Source organism: Nocardia pseudobrasiliensis NBRC 108224, assembly GCF_001613105.1.
Lineage (GTDB): Bacteria > Actinomycetota > Actinomycetes > Mycobacteriales > Mycobacteriaceae > Nocardia > Nocardia pseudobrasiliensis.
The window spans coordinates 1-634 of record NZ_BDBS01000103.1; the positions used below are offsets into that span (position 1 = coordinate 1).

Sequence of the window (634 nt, forward strand, 5' to 3'; positions counted from 1 at the left end):
CGGCACCTCGGCATGCTCGGTATGGAGCGTGGTCATGAAAGAACCTCGTGCTCTCGGATGGGCAACGGTCTCGGGCGAGCGGGCAGGCCGCGGCGTGCATAGGGGTGAGGATCGATGCCGTTGAGACGGCAGTAGGTTTCGACTGGGCCGTTCAACAGCAGGCCGCAGCGGGTGAGCGCGCGCGGGTTCGGGGCTCCGAGGATGGTCATGATCGAGGTGAGTTGGTCGAGCCAGTCGCGGATCGTGGCGATCAGGGCTTCGGTTCCGTGGTGGGTCAGGATTGTCAGGAACACTCCGGCGACTCCGGTGCCGCGTGCTCCCAGGGCCAGGGCCCGGGCGATGTCGAGTGGGTTGCGGATTCCGCCGGAGGCGAGGATGTCGATGCCGTCGATGCCGGTGGCGTCGAGCAGACAGCACGCCGTGGATTGTCCCCAGCCGGTGAGGGAGGAGTAGCCGTGGTCGGTGCGGCGGTCGTTTTCGATGCGTGCGAAGTCGGTGCCGCCGCGGCCGGCGACGTCGGCGACGGTCACACCCAGATCACGCAGCAGCACCACGGTTTCGCCGCTGAGCCCGAACCCGACCTCTTTCACGATCACGGGCACCTCGACCGCGGCGGCGATGGCCCCGATCTGAT

General features: G+C 67.7%; 1 protein-coding gene. It reads right to left on the reverse strand.

Features of this window, described 5'->3' with window-relative positions:
- Positions 1-32 precede the first annotated feature (32 nt).
- The coding region (locus NP4_RS39485; protein WP_174556230.1) for an alpha-hydroxy-acid oxidizing protein at positions 33-634 on the reverse strand (602 nt) is incomplete at its 5' end.